15 protein-coding genes are annotated in these 18,191 nt (G+C 48.5%); 8 read left to right on the forward strand and 7 right to left on the reverse strand.

Features of this window, described 5'->3' with window-relative positions; all coding sequences use genetic code 11:
• Window positions 1–1,473, reverse strand: a complete 1,473-nt coding sequence (locus NL643_RS10095; RefSeq protein ID WP_253644370.1) for a chromosome partitioning protein ParA — start codon at window positions 1,471–1,473, stop codon at window positions 1–3.
• A 13-nt stretch (window positions 1,474–1,486) separates the two neighbouring features.
• A complete protein-coding gene (locus NL643_RS10100; RefSeq protein WP_085343348.1) occupies window positions 1,487–2,839 on the reverse strand; it encodes a serine/threonine-protein kinase in 1,353 nt (450 codons plus the stop codon).
• 219 nt (window positions 2,840–3,058) lie between these two features.
• On the opposite strand from NL643_RS10100, the gene NL643_RS10105 reads away from it, so the two are divergent.
• The 4 genes from NL643_RS10105 to NL643_RS10120 all read left to right on the forward strand — a co-directional run bounded on the left by NL643_RS10105 (window position 3,059) and on the right by NL643_RS10120 (window position 6,059).
• The gene (locus tag NL643_RS10105; RefSeq protein WP_012841242.1) at window positions 3,059–4,066 is read left to right on the forward strand and encodes a LacI family DNA-binding transcriptional regulator; all 1,008 of its coding nucleotides are present in this window, start codon (window positions 3,059–3,061) and stop codon (window positions 4,064–4,066) included.
• 55 nt (window positions 4,067–4,121) lie between these two features.
• On the forward strand, window positions 4,122–5,057 hold the full coding sequence (locus tag NL643_RS10110; protein WP_005394374.1) for a LysR family transcriptional regulator: 936 nt from the start codon (window positions 4,122–4,124) through the stop codon (window positions 5,055–5,057).
• Window positions 5,058–5,328: 271 nt separating this feature from the next.
• A complete protein-coding gene (locus tag NL643_RS10115) occupies window positions 5,329–5,733 on the forward strand; it encodes an SMR family transporter (RefSeq protein WP_253644371.1) in 405 nt (134 codons plus the stop codon).
• The gene (locus tag NL643_RS10120; protein ID WP_053807555.1) at window positions 5,730–6,059 is read left to right on the forward strand and encodes an SMR family transporter; all 330 of its coding nucleotides are present in this window, start codon (window positions 5,730–5,732) and stop codon (window positions 6,057–6,059) included. The genes NL643_RS10115 and NL643_RS10120 overlap by 4 nt, the downstream gene beginning before the upstream one ends.
• A gap of 717 nt (window positions 6,060–6,776) precedes the next feature.
• Here the strand turns inward: NL643_RS10120 and edd are convergent.
• Window positions 6,777–8,573: a phosphogluconate dehydratase gene (gene edd / locus NL643_RS10125; protein ID WP_253644372.1), complete on the reverse strand. Its 1,797-nt coding sequence runs from the start codon at window positions 8,571–8,573 to the stop codon at window positions 6,777–6,779.
• Entirely contained in the window at window positions 8,573–9,097 is a 525-nt protein-coding gene (locus NL643_RS10130; protein WP_046874172.1) for a gluconokinase, read from the reverse strand. The genes edd and NL643_RS10130 overlap by 1 nt, the downstream gene beginning before the upstream one ends.
• A 153-nt stretch (window positions 9,098–9,250) precedes the next feature.
• Here NL643_RS10130 and NL643_RS10135 point away from each other — a divergent pair, with 153 nt between their 5' ends.
• Together NL643_RS10135 and NL643_RS10140 are read left to right on the forward strand one after the other, a co-directional pair.
• Window positions 9,251–10,627, forward strand: a complete 1,377-nt coding sequence (locus NL643_RS10135) for a GntP family permease (protein ID WP_005478622.1) — start codon at window positions 9,251–9,253, stop codon at window positions 10,625–10,627.
• A gap of 9 nt (window positions 10,628–10,636) precedes the next feature.
• A complete protein-coding gene (locus NL643_RS10140) occupies window positions 10,637–11,248 on the forward strand; it encodes a bifunctional 4-hydroxy-2-oxoglutarate aldolase/2-dehydro-3-deoxy-phosphogluconate aldolase (protein WP_005394384.1) in 612 nt (203 codons plus the stop codon).
• Between the two features lie 105 nt (window positions 11,249–11,353).
• On the opposite strand, the gene xapA is transcribed toward NL643_RS10140, so the two are convergent.
• The gene (xapA, locus tag NL643_RS10145; protein ID WP_005379149.1) at window positions 11,354–12,178 is read right to left on the reverse strand and encodes a xanthosine phosphorylase; all 825 of its coding nucleotides are present in this window, start codon (window positions 12,176–12,178) and stop codon (window positions 11,354–11,356) included.
• A 121-nt stretch (window positions 12,179–12,299) separates the two neighbouring features.
• Here xapA and NL643_RS10150 point away from each other — a divergent pair, with 121 nt between their 5' ends.
• A complete protein-coding gene (locus NL643_RS10150; RefSeq protein ID WP_054576809.1) occupies window positions 12,300–13,205 on the forward strand; it encodes a LysR family transcriptional regulator in 906 nt (301 codons plus the stop codon).
• An 81-nt stretch (window positions 13,206–13,286) separates the two neighbouring features.
• On the opposite strand, the gene gorA is transcribed toward NL643_RS10150, so the two are convergent.
• Both gorA and NL643_RS10160 read right to left on the reverse strand, forming a co-directional pair.
• Window positions 13,287–14,642, reverse strand: a complete 1,356-nt coding sequence (gorA, locus tag NL643_RS10155; RefSeq protein ID WP_054576810.1) for a glutathione-disulfide reductase — start codon at window positions 14,640–14,642, stop codon at window positions 13,287–13,289.
• A gap of 259 nt (window positions 14,643–14,901) precedes the next feature.
• Entirely contained in the window at window positions 14,902–15,741 is an 840-nt protein-coding gene (locus tag NL643_RS10160; protein ID WP_005379158.1) for a 23S rRNA (adenine(2030)-N(6))-methyltransferase RlmJ, read from the reverse strand.
• A 399-nt stretch (window positions 15,742–16,140) separates the two neighbouring features.
• On the opposite strand from NL643_RS10160, the gene prlC reads away from it, so the two are divergent.
• Window positions 16,141–18,183, forward strand: coding sequence for an oligopeptidase A (prlC, locus tag NL643_RS10165; protein WP_017635033.1), 2,043 nt, complete (start codon window positions 16,141–16,143; stop codon window positions 18,181–18,183).
• Window positions 18,184–18,191 lie beyond the last annotated feature (8 nt).

The following is an 18,191-nucleotide window of genomic DNA, read 5'->3' on the forward strand; positions in this document are numbered from 1 at the left end:
TTATACATCCTCGCTCACTTTGACAAATTCAGAAATGGTGTGGGTTTCAATGCGATCAGAGCCGTCTCGGTTGCGGAGAACATCTTGTTGATAGCGATATAAAATGCCTTGTTCCCAAGTTGCGCCAGCGGGCAAATATTCCCACGTGGTGTAATTGATTTCGGCTGGGGTCGTTGACCAACGTACCATGACATTCATTTGCGCAAGCTCGGCTTTGGGTTCGTCATTGTTGACCCACCACATGTCCGCATACTCTTGGGTGACATCTTGGGTGTATAGGCTTGCGTCGGTTGGACAGGTGTCTGCATTGTGCGGCAGTCGCATGACTTGTTGGTGGCGCATCAATAGGCACGATTGTGTCATGGACTGCTGGTGGTATTGGGTCTGCTGCCATACCCCGAGGTAGTCGATGTCGTGTTCGTTCGTGTTGGGGTAGGTAAACCACAGCATTTCTGTACGATTGTGGTGGTGGATGTTTTTTTTACGCCCAAGGCCTTGTACTTTTTCCATCAGTAGCTCAGTACTTGGATCAAAGTTGAGTGCAACGGAGCGGTATTTCCAGTCGCCTTCATCATCAAAGTCTTCGAGAGAGAAACCATTCAAGTCGTTGCGGGTACACCCAGTGATTGAGCAACCGACGATATTAAACCAATCCGCAAATTTGCTTATCGGCTCGACAATGTCTTCCGTGATAGGGCGCTTCATCGAGAGGAAACAGCCTTGAAAATGGTCGCCAACGCTTGGGTGCTCAATCAATGAATCTTTGGTGATGGTGAATCGAGTTTCACCAAACGGAGGGCGATATTTAGGATGATGTTGATAACGTAAATCGTAAGCACAAGCGCGGCCTTGCCAATCTTTCTTTTTGATCACGATGTTTTTGAACGTCATGCCGCGAGGTTCGAAGATGATCTCATCTGAGGCAAAGTTTTTCTCAATGTACAGCTGGCTTTCGTTTAGGTGCTCAATTGCCTCATCGACAGACACCCAGTCGAGATTGAGGTGACGTTTGGCGTCATCCAGATAATTGAGGTCAAGGCCCTTGAGCTGGTTTTGAAAGCGAGCATCAGACAACACGCGGTTGGCTAAGACAATTTCCTTACGATTCTCAGGCGTACTGTCGAGAGAGAGCAGCAGGCGCGTCATATTGATGCTGCGACTGGGTTTGGTTGTTGCCATCGTCGGTGTAAGCACTTCTTGGCTCGATAAGGTTGTCAGCAGATAACCTTTATCATCGTTGCCAAGGAAGAAACTAATCACATCACCAGGTTGGTAGTGAAATGCCCCTTGCTGAGTGACGCCAGTGATATTGGAACTGGTTTTGTAATACAAGCCAGTCACTGGCGCATCGATAAAGTAGCCTTGCTTCACGGTTGAAGTGGGCGGGTGTGAAGTGGCAGCAGAAGTGTCTGCTGCTAACGTGGAGGTAGCCGTCAATGCAGACAGCCAAAATACCACTGAACGTGTATACATCTTGTTTTAAGCCTTATTGGTTGGTGCTGTCCTCAGACGCACAATTTGGCTGACAACTCATTGGAGTAGTTAGGTGCTTCTTTGGCACCGGTGTCATCATCGCCAACAACATTTTTTGTTTTATATGTTTGGGGATATCTGGATTAGAGAGTATCCGTCTTCGTGTTAACTCCATCATGGAGCTCACCGAGAGGTGTTCGACATTCTGCCCCTTCGCGTGGAAGATAAGGCGAGTCATTTCGTACATCATATCTTCTGCAATCTTCTTCTCTTGTTGCAGTTGGATATTCTTTTGCATCATGGCGCTGCCAAATAGCACACCTGATAGCACGATGATGCCTGACAATGCAGAAGCAAGAGGGCGCCGTTGCACCAAGCGAAAGGCGCTATACAAAGGCCAGTGTTTTTTCTGCTCGATAGGGCGACGTTCGATAATTCGCTCGATATCAATGCGTAGCGCTCGCACATCTGGGTATCGCACTTGGGTGGCTGGACGCGTCGCCCGTCTTATCACCCAATACACATCAGACCAAACCGCTGGTGACGGAAACATCAAAGCGAGGATTTTGCCCAATGAATAAACATCGCTTTGCTCTGTCAGTACTTGTCCTGCCTGCTGCTCAGGGCTGGCAAAATTTTGGCTAAACGCAATCAGTGCCGAGGGTGCTCCCTCTCGGGTGGAGTGCGCTTTTTGAGTCAAGTTGAAGTCGAGCAGTTTGGGTCGTTTGCTACGATCGATCAGTATATTTTCTGGTTTTAGATCGGCATGCAAAACATGATGCTGGTGGGCGTGCTCCATCGCCTGACAAATCTGCTTAAACAGCAGCAGTTTTTCCGTCTTTTCCAGCTTATTTTCTGACAGGTATTCATCTAAGGTTTGACCAAATACCCGCTCCATCACGATGTAAACTGAATCTTGATGAAGACCGCCATCAAACACTTTCGCTATGTACGGATGGTTTAGACGCGCGAGCAGTTGTGCCTCATCGAAGAGTGCACGTTGTCCCAGCACATTACTCAAATTGCTTTGAATAAACTTGATAGCTAAATCTTGCTCGAACGTTTCATCTGCCCGTAGAGCGGCGTAAACGACACCCATGCCACCGCGACCCAACTCATGAGTTAGGCGATACTTACTGATGACTTCTCCGCTTAGATCGACGTCTCGGTTCGTAGCCTGGTGAGCACCAAAGTAAAGTAACTGCGTTAGTTGTTCTTCAGGTGTCTCGTGGGCTAAAAGAGGAACGAGTTGTTGATACAGCTCAGGTTGACTTTGTTGCAATGCTTGGAGGTATTGCTGCTTTTGGGAGTCGTCCAGATCAAGCAAGTGATAGTAAATCTGGGTTTCGCTAGAGCCTAACTGCACTGTGCCTAATGTCTTATTCTTTTAGGTACGGCATTTTATAAGAACTTTGATATAAATGTCATTTATTTATTCGGCTTTGACTCACAATGTATGAAACGCAATTTGGTGGCTAATAGAATAATAACGTCATGATTTTGCGAATTATTTTCACTGAGCTTGTCGGCAGAGAGTCTATTCGTCATAATGTTACTTGTAACATTACTGATAAATCACATATTTATGGCTCAACAGAATAAGAAAACTCGCACGACATTGCAGGATGTCGCAGACCAAGTTGGTGTCACGAAGATGACGGTTTCACGTTATATGCGTAACCCTGAATCGGTGGCAGAAAAGACTCGGGCCAAGATTGCGACTGCGATTGAAGAGATGGGATACATCGAAAACCGCGCCCCCGCTATGTTGTCAAAGTCGTCCAGTAAAGCCATTGGTATTTTACTGCCCTCATTGTCCAACCAAATTTTTGCTTCCTTTGTTCAGGGCATCGAGATGGTGACCAAAGCCAATGGCTATGAGACGCTTTTAGCGCATTTTAGCTACGATGAGCTTGAAGAAGAACGCAAGATCGCGTCATTACTCTCTTATCAGGTCGATGGACTTATTCTAACTGAAAGCCATCACACGCCGCGTACATTGCAAATGATAAAAAATGCAGGGATCCCTGTGGTGGAAACCATGGAGTTGCCTCCAGAGCCGATTGATATGGCGGTTGGGCTAGATCATGAAGATGCCTCGTACACGGCGGTTAAGCAGATGCTAGATTCAGGTAAGCGTACAATCGTTTATTTTGGGGCGCGTTTGGATACGCGAACCAAGCTGCGTATGCAAGGTTATGATCGCGCGATGACGGAAGCAGGGCTAGAACCTAAGCACGTATTAACGGGTGATCACTCTAGCTTCTCTTTAGCGCATGATTTGCTTGAACGCGCGCTAGAAACTCACCCAACGCTTGATGGCGTATTTTGTACCAACGATGACATCGCGATAGGGACCATGCTGAGCGCGCAACAACGTGGCATTCAAGTTCCGCAGCAGTTGGCGGTTGTGGGCTATAACGCGTTGGATATCGGTCAAACCATCAGCCCCAAACTGACTAGCGTCGATACGCCGCGTTTCAAAATCGGTGAAAAGAGCGCAGAGCTTTTGATCGCGCGTCTGAAAGGTGAAGCGCAAGAAGAAAAAGTGGTTGATATGGGGTATCAAATTACCTCCGGAGAGAGTGTTTAACTCGCAGTTAACTGCTCTCTGTATTCGCTCATCAATGGTATTGGCAGGTTAGGGTATGGCACATCAGCTGGATGCATTGGATCTCAACTTAATGCGTTTATTAAAGGCCGTGGTGGAAAACCGCAGCATCAAGCTGGCCGCGATGCAGCTGGGCATTTCTCAACCGAGTGCCAGTCGCGGCGTAATGAAGCTTAAGCAAGTGTTTGATGACCCGCTGTTTGTGCGTAAAGCGCATGGGGTTGAGCCGTCACCGATGGCGATACGTCTCGCCGCCGAGTTCGACAACATAATTGCACCACTGGAAAAAGTGGTGCAAGAGTTTGAAGTGTTCGATCCACTGCAATACCAAGGGCAGATCGCGATTGTGACCGACCCTTATTTGATGGATGAGCAAGGGCAGCGATTGCTAACTGGCTGTCATCGAGCCTTTCCCAAAGCGCACTTTGCCTTTTCCAGTTGGAACAGTTACTCGCACGATGAAATGCTAGAGGGCGAGCACGATTACTGCATTCTTGACCAAGAGACCGAGCTGTCGAAAGACATTTATATGCGTCCGTTGTTTGTTGAAAAACGGGTGATTTTGGCACGTAAAAACCACCCGACTTTATCGAAAGTCAGTAATGATTGGGACACGGTGTCCAAACTGCCTCTGGTGTCTCTGCCTGCGCCCGCTTCGTATAAACCACTTTGTACCGTGGAGTCCGAATATCGTCGTATGGGCTATGAGCCTGTGGTGTTACTTAAATCCTATAATTTGCGTGTGGCGTGCCAAATGTTGCAAGAAACCGACGCGATTATGTATGCCAGCCAAAGCTCAGCAGTATTGATGCCGGAGCTGGACTCTTACGCTATGCCTTTGGTCAACCGTGAGTTTAGTCAGTTTGTCGTCTCTGGCGGTTTCTTACAAACCAATCGCAACCATCCTTTGCACCGACACTTACATAAAGTGGTACGCCAAACCCTGAAGACGCCATTAATTTTCGCACAGTGATGACTGGTTATTGTCTCGCGTCACCGAGATTCTCTGCATAAGATAACCATGAAGAAAATGTGTGATTACATAGGCAACTCGATCCTATAGATATTCAAAAATGAATATCTCAATTACCTGTCTCTTTTTCCTACCCAGCGCTAACCTTATCTCAAATAGTCAGGAGAAGTGGCTCATTTTTATCTTTTTAACTTTTTGAATGTCGATACAGGTACGCGACATTCACCATTCTCCGTTATGCATTTTTTTAATTTCTGATGGAGGATTAATCATGCTAGTTGCACGTCTATTTTTATTGCTCGCCATCGTTGCCGAAGTGGCTGGCACCAGCACAATGTCTCTTATCGGACAAGGGCACGGGTGGTGGGGCTACATCGTAATGTATGTGCTGATCGCAATCTCTTACTACTTTCTCGCGTTTGCCGCGAAGAAAATATCGATCGGTGTGGCATACGCTGTCTGGGAAGGGTTGGGTATCTCGTTGATCACGGTCGTTTCAATCGTGTTGTTTGATTCTGACTTAAATACCCAAGAGCTGCTTGGTTTGATGTTAGCTGTCATCGGCATCGTTTGTGTGACTTTAGGTGAGTCACACGGTCAATCTAACACCAAGAAAAACGCCGATAAATCGGCAAAAGAACGTTCATTTTCTACAAGTGTAAGGTGTGAATCATGAGTCAATTTTTTACGATGTCATTTGGATTTGTCGTGATGGCTGCCTTGGTCGACATCGTGGCCAATATGGCGCTCACACGTTCTCACGGCTTTAAATACAAAGGCTGGGGCATTACCGCGATTGTGTTGGTACTGGCTGCGTTCACGCTGTTGGCGCAAGCGGTGAAAGAGATCGACTTAGCCATTGCTTATGCCTCTTGGGGCGCGATTGGTATCTTGGGTACCGCAGTGGGTGGTGCCTTGCTGTTTAAGCAGAAACTCAAGCCAATCGGCTGGTTTGGTATCTTTGTGGTGATTGCTGCGGTCGTGGTGATGAAAACCGCTTAATGCAATCCTCTGAGCCCCAGATATCTTCATTCGGAACAGCGAGGGACGAGCGTGATTCAGAACCTACCAACAAAAAGTGCTGTGACAGAGTTGTTTTCTCTAGCTTTACAGCACCTTGATAGTAGATTCCTGATTTCGCCTAGGCTCGTCGGAATGACGGATTTATTCGTTTTTTAGAAAGAACCGAGGCCAATTCCAAAGCTTGCCATTCTGAACAGCGAGTGACAAGCGTGATTCAGAATCTACCGACAACAAAGTGCTGTGGCAGAGGGATTTTCTCTGGCTTCACAGCATTTTGCTATTAGATTCCTGATCTCGCTTAGGCTCGTCGGAATAACGGACTAATTCGTTTATTGAAAAAGAACAGTGACCAATCCCAAAGCTCGTCATTCTGAACAGCGAGGGACGAGCGTGATTCAGAACCTACCAACAAAAAGTGCTGTGGCAGAGGTGTTTTCTCTGGCTTCACAGCACGTTGATAGTAGATTCCTGATCTCGCTTAGGCTCGTCGGAATGACGGATTCATTAGTTTATTGAAAAAGAAAAATGACCAATCCCACATCTCGTCATTCTGAACAGCGAGGGACGAGCGTGATTCAGAATCTACCAACAAAAAAGTGCTGTGGCAGAGGTGTTTTCTCTGGCTTCACAGCACGTTGATATTAAATTCCTGATCTTGCTTAGGCTTGTCGAAATGACGCGGTCTTTCTTCTCGCCTTAAACAATGAAGCTTGCGCCTTCTTCTGCGCTAGAGACGTTTTGGCGGATCACGCTAAACAAGCCTCGTCCCCATGTTTGTTGGGTAGATTCGGTGTCGAAATGAATCAAATCGCGACCAGTGGTGTCACTTAAGTTGTTCAATTCGCCCGTTTGGCAATCCAGACGAATCAAATCGCCGTTGCGCACCAAACCAATCGCGCCGCCACGAATGGCTTCTGGAGAAACATGGATCGCAGACGGAATTTTACCTGACGCGCCAGATAAACGACCGTCAGTAACCAACGCCACTTTAAAGCCCGCTTTTTGCACGTTACCTAAAATTGGCATCAGCTTGTGCAGTTCAGGCATGCCGTTTGCCGCTGGGCCGTTGTGTGTGACCACAACGATGCAATCTTTGTTCAGCTCACCTCGTTTGTACGCGGCTTCCACTTCGTGTTGGCATTGGAATACGATCGCTGGTGCAACAATCACGCGTTGCTCTTCTTTCACCGCTGAAACTTTCACCACGGCTTTGCCCAAGTTGCCAGTCAATACGCGAGTGCCACCAGTATTTTGGAAAGTGGCGTCTGGTTTGGCGATCACGTCACCGTCTTGGCTGCCTTGGCACGGTGTCCAAGTCAGTTGGCCATCGACAAGGCTCGGCAGCGTCATTTGGTCTTCAAATTCACCAAACACGGGTTTCACATCGCGATGCAAAAGCTCGGATTCGTTCAAGCGGTGCAATAACGCAGGCACGCCACCCGCGTCTTGGAACGCGTTCATATCGGCTGGGCCGTTCGGGTAAACGCGAGCTAACAAAGGAACCACATCCGACAGATCGCTGATGTCTTGCCACGTGAGCAAGATGCCCGCAGCACGCGCCACGGCGATCATATGAATGGTGTGATTGGTGCTGCCACCCGATGCCAACAGCGCAATAATACCGTTGATCAGGCTCTTTTCGGTGACGACTTCAGACAATGGACGGAAGTTTGCAGAACCCGCCGTCATTGAGGCAATTTTCAGAGCGGCGTGATCGGTTAACGCTTTACGCAGTTGGGTATGGGGATGGGTGAATGCCGAACCTGGCAGCATCAAGCCCATGGCTTCGAACACCAACTGGTTGGTGTTGGCGGTGCCGTAAAACGTACACGTACCCGCAGAGTGGTAAGCGCGACACTCCATATCCAGCAGAGCGTCTTTGCCGACTTCACCCGCTGCGTATTTTTGGCGCACGTCGACTTTCTCTTCGTTGCTGATGCCTGTTGCCATCAGACCCGCTGGTACAAACGCAGTCGGTAGATGCGCGTAAGACAGCGCGCCCATCAGTTGCCCCGGGGCGATTTTGTCACAGATACCAAGCAGTAATGTGGCATCAAAGACATTGTGACTCAAAGACAACGCCGTTGATTGCGCAATTAAGTCACGCGAAAACAGCGACATATCCATGCCTGCTTGACCTTGAGTCACCCCATCGCACATCGCTGGCACACAACCTGCGACTTGCGCTGTATGGCCGTAGTCCGCCAGCACTTGTTTGATTTGCGCTGGGTAGTCTTGGTACGGCTGGTGGGCGCTCAACATGTCGTTGTAGGCGCTGATCAGCGCGACATTGGCATGAGTAAAATCGAGAATATTTTTCTTTTCAGAAGAGCAAGAAGCGGCGACTGCATGGGCTAAGTTACCACAAGATAAGCCAATACGGCCTTTGCCCGCTTCGGCTTGCACTTCGGTGCGAGCAAGAAACGCAGCGCGCGCTTCACGGCTGCGCTCGGTCAAACGTTGTGTGACCTTAAGAACAACAGAGTGAGTCATTACGCCACCTCGATCGCTTGCATTTTGGTTAGCTCAGCGGCAGAGCGTTCCACCACGTCGCTGATGTCTCCGTCGATACTGACGATCAGAGTTTGAGGCTCGTTGTCTGGGCGCTCTAGCGTCTCGAATTGGCTCTTCACCATGTTTTCTTTCATGAAGTGGCCTTTGCGCATACGCATGCGATTAAGGATCAACTCCATATCGCCATCAAGGAACAGGAAGGTCACGTTGTCGTTGCCTTCGCGGATCTGATCGCGGTAAATCTTTTTCAGTGCTGAACAGACAATAATGCCGTGCTCGTTTTTGCTTTCTAGGCTGTACGCCGCATCACGAATGCGTTCTAGCCATGGCTTGCGATCATCATCGTTCAGAGGCTGGCCCGATGCCATTTTCTGAATGTTCGCTCGTGGATGAAGATCATCACCATCAATGAATTTACGTCCTAGCTTTTTCGCTAGATGCTCACCAATTGTGCTTTTACCACTAGCACAAACGCCCATAACGATGACACTACTACCAGCCATAACTTATCCTCATAACCAAATTTGCGCGTGATCTCAATTTTTGAATTCACTTTAAAATATGGGTTTATCTTATTCATGTTATCGGTAACATGTTACCGGTAACTGAAATAAATGTGAACCATAACACAAACAATAATTCTTAAAGGTGAACCTATGGAGCAATTAACCCAAGCCCCAGATCCTACGTTCCTACTGACGATTGCAGGCCTTGCCATTGCAGCGTTACTCGTTCTGATCATTAAACTGAAAGTCCATGCTTTTGCTTCCCTTACTATGGTGAGTTTAGGCACAGCAATCGCCACTGGCGTTCCTTCTGAGAAAGTCGTATCGACCATGATGGGCGGCTTCGGCGGCACACTGGCTTCCGTGGCATTACTGGTTGGTCTTGGTGCGATGATCGGTAAAATTCTTGAAGTGACTGGCGGTGCGAAAGTGCTGGCAGACACTTTGATTGGTCGCTTTGGTAAAGAGCGCGCACCATTTGCTTTGGGCGTCGCTTCATTACTGTTTGGCTTCCCAATCTTCTTCGATGCTGGCCTTGTAGTGATGATGCCAATCATCCTAAGTGTGGCGGCTCGTTTTGGTGGCTCACCAATTAAATACGCGTTGCCTGCTGCCGGTGCTTTTGCGGTTATGCACGCGTTTGTTCCACCACACCCAGGTCCGGTTGCAGCGGCAGAATTCCTTGGCGCAAACATCGGTCTGCTATTGGTGGTGGGTATTTTGGTTGCTATTCCCACTTGGTACCTTGGCGCTTACCTATTTGGCTTGTACGCGGGCAAAAAATTCGATATCCCACTATCTAAAGCCTTCTTTAATGGCGAAGCGATGGTGGATGAGCGCAACGCACCAAAATTTGGCACGGTTATGACCATCCTTGTGCTGCCAGTCCTGCTAATCTGTTTGGATACGGTATTGAACACACTGGCGGTTGCAGGTTTGATTGATGGCAAAACGGCACTAGTTGAGTTCCTACGTATGCTAGGTAAAACCCCAGTCGCGTTGCTGATTACTTTGATTGTCTGTCTGGCTGTGTTTGCCAAAGACTACGGCATGGCAAAACTAGAAAAATTATGTGGTGAGTCATTGGCTCCAATCTGTGGTGTTATCCTAGTAACGGGCGCAGGTGGCATGTTTGGCGGCGTACTGCGCTCAAGTGGTATCGGTGATGCACTGGCTGACGTTCTTACAGACACAGGTATGCCTGTGATTGTGGCGGCGTTTGTGATTTCAACCTGTTTGCGTGTTGCTCAAGGCTCGGCAACTGTAGCGCTAACCACTACGGCGGCTCTTATCGCGCCAGTTGTGGCTGCATCAACAGGTTTGAGTGAACTAGACCTTTGCTTTATCGTAATCGCGATTGCGGGTGGTGCAACGGTACTGTCTCACTTCAATGACTCTGGTTTCTGGTTGGTCTCTCGTCTGCTTGAGATGGATGAGAAAACCACATTAAAAACTTGGACGGTAATGGAAACGTTACTTGGCGGTATCGCGTTTATTATCGTCGCAACATTAAGCTTTATTCTTTAGAGGTTCCCCATGACAACACTTGAACAACGATTAAGAGAAATCAAAATCGTCCCAGTTATCGCAATCAACGACGTAGCACACGCTCTGCCACTGGCAAAAGTGTTGGTAGAAAACGGTTTACCATGTGCGGAAGTGACATTCCGCACCGAAGCGGCGGCGGAGTCGATTCGCATCATGCGTGAAGCGTACCCAGAACTGTTGATTGGCGCGGGCACCGTTCTGACCACAGAACAAGTGGATATCGCAATCGAAGCGGGCGTGGACTTTATCGTTAGCCCAGGCTTCAACCCAACCACAGTGAAATACTGTCAGCAACGTGGTGTGACTATCGTACCGGGTGTAAACAACCCAAGCTTGGTTGAGCAAGCGATGGAAATGGGTCTGCGTACGTTGAAGTTCTTCCCTGCTGAGCCATCAGGCGGCGTAAACATGCTGAAAGCACTGACGGCGGTTTACCCAGTTGAATTCATGCCAACAGGTGGCGTAAGCCCATCCAACGTGGAAGATTACCTAGCGCTGAAATCGGTTGTAGCTTGTGGCGGTACGTGGATGGTGCCAACCGCAATGATGGACAACGGCGATTGGGAAGGCATTGCTGAATTGGTTCGCGCAGTTAAGTAAAACGCACAAACGGCTCCGAAATGCCCCCGAACGTTGGGAAACGTGATACGAAAAAGGGTCATCAAGTAACTTGATGACCCTTTTTCTTTTTGGGATGAAACGGCTTTAGAAGTGATGCTTCATAAAGCGCTTAATAAAGCGAATGAAATCGGCTTCGGCTAGCTTCGCGCACTTCAATGTTTGGGCGTGAGACAATTCTACATCTCCCAAGCCTTCTGCCATGTTGGTGATCGCACATACTGCCAATACGGGTAAGCCGCAATGCGCCGCAGAAATCACTTCTGGCACGACCGACATGCCCACGACATCACCACCGATGATTTGCATCATGCGGATTTCGGCTGCGGTCTCAAAGTTGGGGCCTGTGTAAGAGACAAACACACCTTCATTCAGGTGAATACCATTGGCTTTGCCGACTTCAAACGCTTCTGCACGTAGGTCTTTGTCGTACGCATTGGCGAGGCTGAAGAACCTCGGGCCGTACTCTTCATCATTCGGACCGATCATTGGCGATTCAGGCATGGTATTAATGTGATCATGAAATACCACCAGAGAACCGACATCAATGCGTTCAGGGCGAAGTGAGCCTGCTGCGTTGGTGACGAGCAAAAACTCACAGCCCAGCTTTTTAAAGGTGCGCACGGGCGTGGTCATGACCTTCATTGAGCCGTGTTCGTAGTAGTGACCGCGACCTTTCATGCACACTACGTCTACGCCGCCCATGGTACCAAGTACCAACTCACCAGAGTGGCCTTGCACGGTGCTAACCGGAAAGCCTTCGAGCTCTTCGTATGGAATGACCACTTTGTCTTGTAGTTCGTCTGCCAATACGCCTAAGCCAGAGCCTAAAATAAACGCCGCTTTAGGTTGGAAGTTTGGTTTGCGTTCGCGAATGGTTTGTAGTGCGCCGATTACTGGATCGTGATTCATGTTAGTCACCTTCTGGTTGTGTGTTGATTCCATTGTGTGACTTTCTGCGCTGGTTATCTTTGCTTTATTCGTTACTATCATCCTTAAAAAGAGGATGATGAAATTCGCTAGGACTCAATGCATGAAGTCAGAACCATTTGAGCGCGTGACGCTGAAGATGCTGCGTTACTTTTACGAGGTCGCACAAACCAAGCATTTCACTAAGGCGGCTGAGAATCTCAATATCACCAATTCGCCGTTGAGCAATCGCATCAAAGAGTTGGAAGAGGTGCTTAACGTCAAACTGTTTGAGCGTGATTCAAGAAACGTCATGCTGACGGAGGCCGGACGATTGTTGGAGTCCAAATGCCAACTGATTTTTCAGACCTTGGATGTCTCGCTCAATCAAGTGCAGCAAGTGGGCTTGAACCAGAGAAACATTTTGCGAGTTGGTGTGGTAAGTAGCGCATTTTGGGGCGGATTTGATCGTCTGTTACAGCGCTTCCATGCTGAGCATGACACTTATCACGCCGACATTTTTGACCTCAACCCAGAGACGCAAAAGAAGCACCTGAGCGAGAAGAAAATCGATGTGGGCATTGTGCGTTTTGCTGATGCACTCAACATTTATCCGTATCAGTCGGTATCTTTGGGCAAAGATGTGTTTGTGGTGGCGGTGTCGGAGCAACATGAGTTAGCCAGCAAATCTTTGCTGCGGCTCCAAGATTTAAAGACGTGTGAGTTTGCGTTTATGAGTTTGGCGAATTCAGCCTCGGCAAACTTCATCATCAATGCCTGTCTGCAAGAAGGCTTTTCACCCCATATTGGCAAACAAGTGGTGGAGCCAAGCACCTTGCTGGCGTATGTAGCAAACAGCAATACCGTGACGTTGGTGCCGTCGACGTTTTCTCAGCATCATTGGCATGGGATTCGTTTTATCAAGCTGAAAGAATCACTGCGTGCAGACTTATGCCTGATTCATGACGGTAAGCAGGAGAGTGCTATCAAAGCCGAGTTTATTCGCACGTTATTGGAGAATGCGAGTTAAGCATGGGCTAACAAAAAAAGGTCACCCTAAGGTGACCTTTTCAAATGATTCGCTGAAATCAGCAATGCGATTTCAGCGCAATTAACGCATCGTTACGAACTCTTCTGAGCCCGTCGGGTGGATAGCCACAACAGAGTCGAAGTCTGCTTTGGTTGCGCCCATCTTCATTGCTACGCCGAAGCCTTGGATCATTTCATCTACCGTGAAACCGATGCCGTGCAGACCAACAACCGTTTCTTCTTCGCCCGCACATACAAGCTTCATCTTACATGGTTGACGGTGCTTAGTAACAGCGGTGTACATCGCCGTAAAGCCAGACGTGTAAACTTTGATGTTGTCTTTGCCGTACTTCTCTTCTGCTTCTTGCGTTGTAAGACCGATAGTGCCGATTGGTGGGTGGCTAAATACCACAGTTGGTACCAAATCGTAGTCCATCTTCGCGTTTGGTTTGTTGTTGAACAAACGCTCAGAAAGTTGACGACCCGCTTTAACTGCTACTGGCGTTAGCTCGATACCGCCTTCCATGATGTCACCCACACAGTAGATGCCTTTCACGTTGGTTTCTTGGTATTCGTCTACCTTAATGTAGCCTTTTTCGTTCGTTGCCACGCCGGTTGACGCTAGGTTGATTGCGTCTGTCGCTGGGTGACGACCGATTGCCCAAATCAGTTGGTCAACGTTTTGGCTTTCACCGTTTTCTAGGTGCAGAGTTAGGCTGCCATCGGCTTCTTTTACCACTTCTTTTGGTACAGAGTGGGTGTGCAGTTTTGGACCTTCTGCGTCCATCACTTCAACCAACGTATCGATGATCATTGGATCGAAGCTACGTAGTGGTGACTCTTTACGTACGAACAGGTGCGTTTCTGTACCTAGCGCGTGCAGTACGCCAGCAATTTCAACTGCGATGTAGCCTGCGCCCACAACCGCAACGCGTTTTGGTTGCTCTGCTAGGTCGAAGAAGCCGTTTGAATCGATGCCGTATTCAGCGCCTGGAATGTTTGGAATAGTAGGACGACCACCCACCGCGATCAGGATGTGATCTGCTGTGTAGTGTTCACCGTTTACTTCGACAGTTTTTTCGTCAACAAACTTAGCAAAGCCTTTAATCACGTTTACTTTATTGTTGCCAAGAACGCGATCGTAAGATTGGTGAATACGACCAATGTACGCCTGACGGCTCTCAACCAGCTTGCTCCAGTCGAAACCTTTCACGTCGATATCAAAACCGTAATCTTCTGCGTACAGGTTCATTGCTTCTGCGATTTGCGCGCCATGCCACATTACTTTTTTCGGTACACAACCTACGTTGACACAGGTACCGCCAAGGTCTTGAGCTTCGATTAGCGCAACTTTCGCGCCGTACATCGCCGCACGGTTTGCAGATGCGATGCCGCCACTGCCGCCACCGATACAGATATAGTCAAAATGAGTCGCCATTACTTTCTCCAAGAGCTTATAAATTTTATCTGGTACATAGATAGATTGGGATGACCTTGCCCGAACTCAATGCCACCGTTATCCCACTATCATAAATCGAATTCGACTAATTCCTAAATGGGAAAAAGCGACAATACTTATGACAAATAGCGATGAGAGGCACAAAAAGAAGAATAAGCACGACTGGAGGGAGAAGGTGAGAGCATAAAAAAGCGCAACGAGAATATCGTTGCGCTTGAAGATATCGGTACTGAAGTGCTTACTCTGGCACAATCCAGTCCACTTTCCAGTGGCCAGTTGCTGGTGCGATCGCGTCTTGCAGGAATGGCAGAATCTCTTTCATCTGGCTTTCCAGTTTCCATGGCGGGTTAATCACAATCATGCCGGATGCCGTCATGCCGCGCTCGTTGGTATCTGGTGCAACACCTAACTCGATTTGCAGAATTTTACGAATACCGAGTGCTTCCAAACCTTCGATCATATCTTCGATGTCGTGACGGTTTACCACTGGGTACCAAATCGCGTAGATACCGGTTGCCCAACGTTTATGGCTCTGATGAATCGCTCGCACCACATCGCGGTACTCTTTCGCGAGTTCGTATGGTGGGTCAATCAGCACCAAACCACGACGTTCTTGTGGCGGTAAGCTTGCTTTGAGGCGTTGGAACCCGTCCTCTTTGAAGATGCTCACTTGGCGATCACGATGGAATTCTTGCTCTAACAATGGGTGATCGGCCGGGTGCAACTCGGTCAGCACCATGCGATCTTGTGGGCGGATTTGCGCGCGCGCCACACGTGGTGAGCCTGGGTAGTAACGCAGCTTCTCGCCGTTGTTGAGCACTTTAATGGCATCGATGTAGCTTTTGATGTCTTCAGGAATGCTTGGGTTATCCCAAATACGTGCGATGCCTTGTTTGTATTCGCCCGTTTTTTCAGACCATTCGTGAGTCAGATCGTAACGGCCTACACCCGAGTGGGTATCGTGATAAACGAATGGCTTATCTTTTTGTTTCAGCGCATCAAGAATGAGGCTTTGAACGATGTGTTTGACCACGTCGGCATGGTTGCCAGCGTGGAAGCTGTGGCGGTAACTTAACAAATTAAACTCTCGAAACACTCTTTGGCTGAGTGTGGTCTGTGATTTTCACTCTATGGCGGTATTATACTCAAGTAACTTAAAGATGTAGAACTTCCAATCAAATCTGTTCCTCTGATAAGGGGACGCTATTGAAATTTCTTTAAGTCACCCACACTTACTATTGGTAATCGAATTGAACTAGGTAAGTTTCTCGCACTCAAAAGGGTGTGAAATCTCATTTAGGTATAACAAGACTCAAGGACAGAGTAGCGCTGGTTGACTATAAGATGGTCATCGCGGCATAGAGAAAGGGAACGGAGCTCCCCCAATCCATGTTGCTGGCTCGTCTGTACATTGAGTTGGCCTATCTACACAAAATAGACAGGCAATCACAGAGTCAAAACACAAAAGGAATTATTCATGTCTAATCCTCTTCTGACGTTTACGGACCTACCTCCGTTTTCTCAAATTAAACCAGAACACATCAAGCCTGCCGTTGAGCAAGCGATTGCTGACTGCCGAGCAAAAATCGATGAAGTTCTACAAGACAACGCTCACCCAACTTGGGACAGTGTGATTGCGCCAATTGAAGAAGCGGATGATCGCTTAAGCCGCATCTGGTCGCCAGTGGGTCACATGAACTCGGTAGTGAACAGCGAAGAGCTACGTGAAGCTTACGAAAGTTGCCTACCAATTTTGTCAGAGTACGGCACTTGGGTTGGTCAGCATAAAGGGTTGTACGAAGCGTACAAAACCATCAAAGCGAGCGAAGAATTTGCAACGTTAACTCGTGCCCAGCAGAAAACCATCACTGATGCACTGCGTGATTTCGAGTTATCAGGCATTGGTTTGCCATCCGATGAGCAGCACCGTTACGGCGAGATCAGCAAACGTATGTCTGAGCTGAGCTCTAAATTCTCTAACAATGTGCTGGATGCCACCATGGGTTGGACCAAGCACATCACAGACGAGAAAGACCTAGCAGGTATGCCAGAATCGGCGCTGGCAGCAGCGAAAGCTGCCGCAGAAGCAAAAGAGTTAGATGGTTACCTCATTACGCTAGATATCCCATCTTACCTACCTGTCATGACGTACTGCGATAACCAAGAGTTGCGTAAAGAAGTGTACGAAGCGTACGTGACGCGCGCTTCTGATCGAGGTCCAAACGCAGGCAAATGGGATAACTCAGAAATCATTACTGAGCAGCTAAAACTGCGCCATGAAATTTCACGTATGCTAGGTTTCAATACTTACAGTGAAAAGTCGTTAGCAACAAAGATGGCTGAAACGCCGGATCAAGTGCTGGGCTTCCTGAATGACCTAGCGACACGAGCGAAACCGCAAGGTGAACGTGAAGTCGAAGAGTTACGTCAGTTTGCGAAAAGTGAGTTTGGTGTTGAAGAGCTGAACGTTTGGGATATCGCTTACTACAGCGAGAAACAAAAGCAGCACCTGTTCCAAATTTCGGATGAAGAACTGCGCCCATACTTCCCAGAGTCAAAAGTCGTGAGCGGTCTGTTTGAAGTGCTAAACCGCGTGTTTGGCATGACCGTTACTGAGCGCGAAGGCGTAGACACTTGGCATGAGTCCGTGCGCTTTTTCGATATCTTTGATGCTGAAGGCACACTCCGTGGCAGTTTCTACCTAGATCTCTACGCTCGTGAACACAAACGTGGCGGCGCGTGGATGGATGATTGTCGTGGTCGTCGCGTTACGCTATCTGGCGAGCTGCAAACGCCGGTTGCGTATCTAACGTGTAACTTCAACCGTCCAGTGGGCGACAAACCAGCACTGTTCACGCACGATGAAGTCGTGACGCTATTCCATGAGTTTGGTCATGGAATCCACCACATGTTGACGCAAGTTGATACAGGTGCTGTTTCAGGTATTAATGGCGTGCCTTGGGATGCGGTTGAGCTACCAAGTCAGTTCCTAGAAAACTGGTGTTGGGAAGAGGATGCGCTGGCGTTCATTTCTGGTCACTATGAGACAGGTGAGCCGCTACCTAAAGCGATGCTAGACAAAATGCTCGCAGCGAAAAACTTCCAATCTGCGATGGGTATTTTGCGTCAGCTAGAATTCGGCTTGTTCGACTTCACGCTTCACACCGAATATGACCCTGAAGTGGGTGCGCGTGTACTGGAAACTCTGGCGAAAGTGAAAGAGAAAGTCGCGGTAGTTCCTGCGGTTGAGTGGGCGCGTTTCTCACACAGCTTCGGCCATATTTTTGCTGGTGGCTACAGTGCGGGTTACTACAGCTACCTGTGGGCTGAAGTGCTGTCGTCAGACGCGTATTCTCGCTTTGAAGAAGAAGGCATCTTCAACAAAGAGACGGGTCTAAGCTTCCTGAACAACATCCTAGAAATGGGGGGCAGTGAAGAGCCAATGGAGCTGTTTAAGCGCTTCCGTGGCCGCGAGCCACAAATCGATGCACTGTTGCGCCATTCGGGTATTGCGGCGTAAATTGAGCA

Origin of the sequence: Vibrio sp. Y42_MX_L11 (assembly GCF_024181785.1) — a bacterium.
Lineage (GTDB): Bacteria > Pseudomonadota > Gammaproteobacteria > Enterobacterales > Vibrionaceae > Vibrio > Vibrio diabolicus.